The sequence below is a fragment of the Pseudomonas sp. XP1 genome, assembly GCF_053557675.1.
Genome location: NZ_JBNRIJ010000006.1, coordinates 232,370 through 238,912, shown reverse-complemented (window position 1 = coordinate 238,912; position 6,543 = coordinate 232,370). Strand labels below are relative to the sequence as shown.

Annotated in this window: 7 protein-coding genes; 6 read left to right on the top strand and 1 reads right to left on the bottom strand. The window is 64.2% G+C overall.

Translation table 11 applies throughout. From position 1 onward, the window contains the following. Positions 1-137 precede the first annotated feature (137 nt). Together ACK1U9_RS08650 and ACK1U9_RS08645 are read left to right on the top strand one after the other, a co-directional pair. On the top strand, positions 138-1,349 hold the full coding sequence (locus tag ACK1U9_RS08650; protein WP_108480829.1) for an acyl-CoA dehydrogenase family protein: 1,212 nt from the start codon (positions 138-140) through the stop codon (positions 1,347-1,349). Next, positions 1,346-2,728 (top strand): MFS transporter, encoded by a 1,383-nt coding sequence (locus ACK1U9_RS08645; RefSeq protein ID WP_449109827.1) that lies wholly within the window; start codon positions 1,346-1,348, stop codon positions 2,726-2,728. Before ACK1U9_RS08650 ends, ACK1U9_RS08645 begins: the two co-directional genes overlap by 4 nt. Here the strand turns inward: ACK1U9_RS08645 and ACK1U9_RS08640 are convergent, their stop codons facing one another. Continuing rightward, positions 2,729-3,415: a FadR/GntR family transcriptional regulator gene (locus ACK1U9_RS08640; RefSeq protein ID WP_135001648.1), complete on the bottom strand. Its 687-nt coding sequence runs from the start codon at positions 3,413-3,415 to the stop codon at positions 2,729-2,731. 263 nt (positions 3,416-3,678) lie between these two features. On the opposite strand from ACK1U9_RS08640, the gene ACK1U9_RS08635 reads away from it, so the two are divergent. The 4 genes from ACK1U9_RS08635 to ACK1U9_RS08620 are packed head-to-tail and all read left to right on the top strand — an operon-like array spanning position 3,679 to position 6,521. Further along, positions 3,679-4,464, top strand: a complete 786-nt coding sequence (locus ACK1U9_RS08635) for a transporter substrate-binding domain-containing protein (protein WP_085599452.1) — start codon at positions 3,679-3,681, stop codon at positions 4,462-4,464. A 22-nt stretch (positions 4,465-4,486) separates the two neighbouring features. Then, positions 4,487-5,152 (top strand): amino acid ABC transporter permease, encoded by a 666-nt coding sequence (locus tag ACK1U9_RS08630; RefSeq protein WP_046615616.1) that lies wholly within the window; start codon positions 4,487-4,489, stop codon positions 5,150-5,152. After that, the gene (locus ACK1U9_RS08625; RefSeq protein ID WP_046615617.1) at positions 5,153-5,800 is read left to right on the top strand and encodes an amino acid ABC transporter permease; all 648 of its coding nucleotides are present in this window, start codon (positions 5,153-5,155) and stop codon (positions 5,798-5,800) included. It begins immediately after the preceding gene. After that, complete coding sequence (locus ACK1U9_RS08620) at positions 5,787-6,521, top strand: amino acid ABC transporter ATP-binding protein (RefSeq protein WP_046615618.1); 735 nt, start codon at positions 5,787-5,789, stop codon at positions 6,519-6,521. Before ACK1U9_RS08625 ends, ACK1U9_RS08620 begins: the two co-directional genes overlap by 14 nt. Positions 6,522-6,543: the final 22 nt, after the last annotated feature.

Genomic DNA, 6,543 nt, shown 5'->3' with positions numbered 1-6,543 from the left:
GCCGGGGCCGCTTCGCGGCCCATCGCCGGCAAGCGCGGCTCCCACAGGGGATAGCGCCAGCTTCAGGAATTGGCAAGAGCGCTGCTCCCACAGGGCTCGGGTCGCCTAAACGAAAGATGCACTTAAAGGACTGAACCATGACCACATTTCAACGTTTCCCAACCCAGGCTCCGGCCACCAGCGTCACGGAGCTGAAGGCCCGCATCGCAGCCCTGCTGCCCGCCATCGGCGAAGGCGCCGCGCAGCGCGAACGCGAACGCCTGTTGCCCCATGAGGCCATTGCCCAGCTTGCGGCAGCCGGGCTTTACACCGCGCGTATCCCAGGCCAGTACGGTGGCCCCGGCGGCAGTGTCAGCGATGTGATCGAACTGCTGCTGCAAATCGCCTCGGTCGACTCCAACGTGGCCCAGGCCCTGCGCCCGGGCTTTGCCTTTGTCGAAGGCCTGCTGGCTTCACAGGCCGAAGGCGCCGAGCAGGAGCGCGAGCGTTGGTTCGCGCGCTATCTGCAGGGTGCGGTAATCGGCAATGCCGGCTGGGAACTGGGCGGTGCCAACGGTGCCATCGCCGCGCGCCTGGTGCGCGAGGGCGAACACTTTCGTGCCAATGGCAGCAAGTTCTACAGCACGGGTGCGCTGTTCGCCGATTACGTCAGCGCCGTTGCCCTGGACGAGGATGAGCAGCCGGTTTCGTTCATCCTGCCGCGCGATCGCGAGGGCCTGGAGCTGGTCGATGACTTTGACGCCATGGGCCAGCGCCTGACCGCCAGCGGCACCACCCACTTGCGCAATGTGCGCGTCGAGGCCAGCGATATCCGCACGCGTACCGTGGAGGAGGGCAAACGCACTATCGTCACGCCGTTCCTGCAGCTGTTCCTTGCCACCGTGCTGGCCGGTATCGCCCGCAATGCGCTGGACGACGCCACCCGCTTCGCCCGCGAGCATGCCCGCCCGATCAAGCACAGCACGGCCAGCCGCTCGGTGGACGACCCCTATGTAGAACTGTCGGTCGGCGATATCGCCGCCCGTGCCTATGGCGCTGAGGCCATGGTCCTCAAGGCCGCTGCAACCATCGACAAGGCCTGGGCCGCGCAACTGGCTGAAGTTGCCGTGGAGCAGGCTGCGATCGAGGTGGCGCAGACCCAGTACCTGGTCGCCGAGCTGGCGCTCAAGGCTGCACAAACGCTGTTCGACGTTGGCGGTGCCTCCACCACTGGCCGCCAGCACAACCTCGACCGCCACTGGCGCAACGCCCGCACCGTGGCCAACCATAACCCGCGTCAATGGAAGGCGGCGGTGGTCGGTGCCTGGCAGCTCAAGGGCACTCGCCCACCTGTCTCGGGGCTGTTTTGACCGCCCAGCCGGCCTTGCTGGCCGGCCATGTGCAAAGCCCCAAGGTACCGGTGATCATCGGTGCCGCCTTGTTCATGGAACTGCTCGACAGCACTGCGGTAATGACCGCCTTGCCGCAGATGGCCGCCGATTTCGGCGAGCCGGGGCTGCACATGAATCTGGTGGTGTCGCTGTACATGCTTGCCCTGGCCCTGTGCGTGCCGGTCAGTGGCTGGGCTGCCGAGCGCTTTCGCCCGCGCCAGGTCATGTTGTCGGCGATGGGCTTGTTCACCTGCGCCTCGCTGGCCTGCGCTCTGGCCGATACGCTCTGGCAGCTGTGCCTGGGGCGCATGCTGCAGGGGGCTGCCGGGGCATTGATGACACCGGTGGGGCAAGTGATCATCCTGCGTTGGTCGAGCCGCCAGCAGTTGCTGCAGGCCATGTCGTGGTTGGCCCTGCCGGCGCTGGTGGGGCCGCTGGTCGGGCCGTTGCTCGGTGGTTTGCTGGTGACGGTGCTGTCCTGGCACTGGATCTTTCTGATCAACCTGCCTATCTGCCTGCTCGGTTGCTGGCTGATCCTGCGGCATGTGCCGGACTATCCCGCACGGCCGGTGCCACCGTTGGATGTGCGTGGCCTGCTGCTCAGTGGTGGTGCTCTGGCCATGTTGGTGTTCGGTCTGGAGGCGCTGGGGCTGGGGCAGTTGCCGCAGGCCTGGGCCATGGTGCTTGTGGCCGGTGGAGCAGCCTGTGCGTTGGGGTATCTGCTGCACGCGCGGCGACACCCCAGTCCGCTGGTGGACCTGTCGTTGCTGCGCCTGCGCAGCTTTGGCGTGGCCCAGGCGGGTGGCGGGCTGTTCCGCCTGGGTTCGGCAGCCCAACCGTTCCTGATCGTGCTGCTGCTGCAGAACTGCCTGGGCTTGAGCCCGTTGGCGGCGGGGGGGCTGGTGGTCAGTGGTGGCGCCGGCGCGCTGCTGATGAAGCTGCTGGCAGTGCCACTGGTACGGCGCTACGGCTATCGACGAGTGCTCAGTTGCAATGCCGTGCTCAGTGGTGTGGGGATTGCCCTGTGCGCCAGTTTCGATCGTGATACTGCTGTGTGGCTGATGGCTGCGGTGCTGTTCGCCGCAGGCCTGGTGCGTTCACTGCAGTTCTCGACGTTGGGGGCTGCCAGTTATCAGGACGTGCCCGGTGAGCGCTCAGCGGCGGCCAGTTCGTTGTCGGCGATGTCCGTGCAGCTGACCATGGCCATGTCGGTGAGCCTGGCAGGGGGGCTGTTGGGGATGCTGGCCGGGTTGGATGGGCGTAGCGAAACCTCGGTGGCAGATATCGCAACGGTGATATTGCTGTGCGCTGCCATGTGCGGAATTTCCGGTTTGGTGTTCCGGCGTTTGGCGGACTAGTCAGCATGCGAACACCACGTTCGTGCGCGATGCCGCGCTGCGGATATGGTCCTGCATCGCACGCTGCGCCCCGGCCTGGTTGCCACGGGCAAGCTGGCGCAGGATCTTGCGGTGCTCCTGCCAGGTCTCCATGGCGCGTTCCGGGCGAATGAACGGCAGCTTCTGGCTCTCCAGGAAAATGTCCTGGTTGGTGGTGATCACCTGCAGCATGGCGTGGTTGCCACTCGCTTCCAGCAGGCGACGGTGAAAGGCGAAGTCCAGTCGCGCTGCGGCCTCGAAATTGCCGGCGCGCAGCTCCTGGCGCATCGACTCGACATTGGCTTCGAGCGCATCGATGTCCGCTGCCGTCAGGTACAGCGCCGCCAAGCTGGCGGCAAACCCTTCGAGTGCATAGCGCAACTGGAACGTATCGATGGCGGATACCTGTTCGGCATAGGGCCAGGAGAAACCGGTAACGGGTGGCGGCGCCTGGACGAATACCCCCTTGCCCGGCTGTACGCTCACCAGCCCCAAGGCGCTCAAGGAGGACAGCGCCTCGCGCAGTGAGGCGCGGCTTACACCCAACTGCTCTGCCAGGTCACGTTGGGAGGGCAGGGCATCACCAGGCTGGTAGTCGCCGTCCTGGATCAGCCTGCGGATAGCCTGCAAAGCGATTTCCGGAACTGCACGGGGGAGTGTGTCGAGCATCTGTTCAGACCAGCTGGCAAGGGGTCTGCGCTTTTTAAAGGCTTTACCGGTTGCCTGGCAAGCCTCGCCCCACGCTGACGCAACGGGGCAGGTGGCTGCACGAAAGGGGGGCGAAGGCAGAGCGATTGGCGTTATCTGTTCAGACCAGTAAGACCGCGTGATGCCCACGGGCGAAAGCGTATTCCGGGGCTGCCGGGCAACACTGGCACGGCCTGTGCTTTTCGGGCTAGGCAACTTCTTCGCATGCACCCGAGGCATTTTCCATGAAAAACATCCGTACCCTGTTTCTGGCCACCCTGCTTTGCGGCGGCGTCATGAGCGTTTCCCATGCCCAGGCCGATGCGCTGGCCGACATCACTGCCCGGGGCGTGCTCAAGGTTGCCGTACCCCAGGACTTCCCTCCCTTCGGCTCGGTAGGGCCGGACCTCAAACCCCGCGGCCTGGACATAGACACCGCACAACTGCTGGCCGACAGGCTAGGCGTCAAGCTGGCGCTGACCCCGGTCAACAGCACCAACCGCATTCCGTTCCTCACGACCGGCAAGGTCGACCTGGTGATTTCCAGCCTGGGCAAGAACCCGGAGCGAGAAGCGGTGATCGATTTTTCCCGCCCCTACGCACCGTTCTACCTGGCAGTGTTCGGGCCGGCCGAGACGTCGGTCGACGATATCGGTGCCGTTGCCGGCAAGACCATCAGTGTCACGCGTGGCTCGATCGAGGACATGGCGTTATCCGCGGTCGCCCCACAGGGTACGATCATCAAGCGCTTCGAGGACAACAACTCGACCATTGCCGCCTACCTGTCGGGCCAGGTCGAACTGATCGCCAGCGGCAGTGTGGTGATGGCTGTCATTGCCGAGAAGAATCCGGGCAAGGTGCCGGTGATGAAGGTCAAGCTCAAGGACTCGCCCGTGTATGTGGGCTTGGCCAAGCAGGAGCCGGCCTTGCTCGAAAAAGTCAACGCCACCCTGGATGCGGCCAAGGCCGACGGCAGCCTCAACCGCAATGCCGAAAAATGGCTGAAGCAGCCATTGCCGGCCGACCTTTGAACGGCCCTGGAGTCGCTGCCCCATGGCCTATCAATTTGACTTTTCCCCGGTGCTGGCTCAAGGCGGCCTGCTGCTCGAAGGGGCTGTGTTCACGCTTGAGCTGACGTTGATCGGCACACTGTTCGGCGTGGCCATCGGTGTGCTTGGCGCGGTGGTGCGCGCCTGGCGACTACGGCCGTTCGATGCCCTGTTCGGCCTTTACGTGGAGCTGATCCGCAACACGCCTTTCATCGTCCAGTTGTTCTTCATCTTCTTCGGCCTGCCCGCGCTTGGCGTTCGTTTGACGGAATGGCAGGCGGCGGTACTGGCGATGGTGATCAACCTTGGCGCCTATTCCACCGAGATCATTCGGGCTGGTATCCAGGCCATCCCCAGAGGGCAACTGGAGGCTGCTGCGGCGTTGGCCATGAGCCGTTTCGAGGCTTTTCGCCATGTGGTGCTGCAACCGGCACTGGCCAAGGTCTGGCCGGCCCTGTCGAGCCAGATCGTGATCGTCATGCTCGGGTCGGCGGTGTGCTCGCAGATCGCCACGGAGGAACTGTCGTTCGCTGCCAACTTCATCCAGTCGCGCAACTTCCGGGCTTTCGAGACATACCTGCTGACCACGGCCTTGTATCTGGTCATGGCCATCCTGGTTCGTCAGCTGCTGGCATGGTTCGGCCGGCGCGCTTTGACAGGGAGACGCTGAATGGATTTCACCTTGTGGGACATCGTGCGCAACCTGCTCGCAGGCTTGCAATGGACCTTGCTGCTGTCGCTGGTGGCATTCGTCTGCGGTGGTATTGCCGGGCTGTTGCTGCTGTTGGCGCGCATCTCCGCTAGCCGGTTGCTGCGTGGCGCGGCGAGGAGCTACATCGAGCTGTTCCAGGGGACGCCACTGCTGATGCAGCTGTTCATGGTGTTTTTCGGCATCGCCCTGTTCGGTATCGATGTGTCGGCCTGGATGGCGGCGGCCATCGCCTTGACGCTGTTCACCAGTGCCTTTCTCGCCGAGATCTGGCGGGGATGCGTCGAGTCCATACCACATGGCCAGTGGGAGGCCTCCGGCAGCCTGGCCATGAGCCGTCTGGAGCAGTTGCGCCACGTGATCCTGCCCCAGGCCCTGCGCATTGCCGTCGCACCGACGGTCGGGTTCTCGGTGCAGGTGGTCAAGGGCACGGCGGTGACCTCGATCATCGGTTTCACCGAGCTGACCAAGACCGGCGGCATGTTGGCCAACGCCACCTTTGAACCGTTCCTGATCTACGGTCTGGTGGCCGTGGGTTACTTCGTCCTTTGCTACCCGCTCTCGCTGAGCGCCCGTTACCTGGAGAGGAGGCTGCATGCCCCTGCTTAGAGTGTCCGCATTGCACAAGTACTATGGCGACAACCACGTGCTCAAGGGTGTCGACCTGGCGATCGAGGAAGGCGAGGTGGTTGCCATCATCGGCCGTAGCGGTTCCGGCAAGAGTACCTTCCTGCGAACCCTCAACGGCCTGGAGTCGATCAGCGACGGGGTGATCGAGGTGGATGGCGAATACCTGGATGCCAGCCGCGCCGACTTGCGCTCGCTGCGGCAGAAGGTCGGCATGGTGTTCCAGCAGTTCAACCTCTTCCCTCACCTGACCGTGGGCCAGAATGTCATGCTTGCGCCCCAGGTGGTGAAGAAGGCCGGCAAGGCCGAGGCCCGCCAGTTGGCCGAGCAGATGCTCGCCAGGGTTGGCCTGGGCGACAAGTTCGACGCCTACCCGGACCGCCTTTCCGGCGGCCAGCAGCAGCGGGTGGCGATTGCCAGGGCGCTTGCCATGTCGCCCAAGGTATTGCTGTGCGACGAGATCACCTCGGCGCTCGACCCCGAGCTGGTCAACGAGGTGCTCGGTGTGGTGCGCCAGCTGGCCAGTGAAGGCATGACCCTGATCATGGTCACCCATGAAATGCGTTTTGCCCGGGAAGTCGGTGACAAGCTGGTCTTCATGCATCAGGGCAAAGTCCACGAGACGGGCCATCCGCGCGAGGTTTTTGCGGCACCCCGAACAGCAGAGCTGGCGAACTTCATCGGTAGCGTGGCAGGAGGTTAAGGAGCATCGTGTTGCCCTGCGA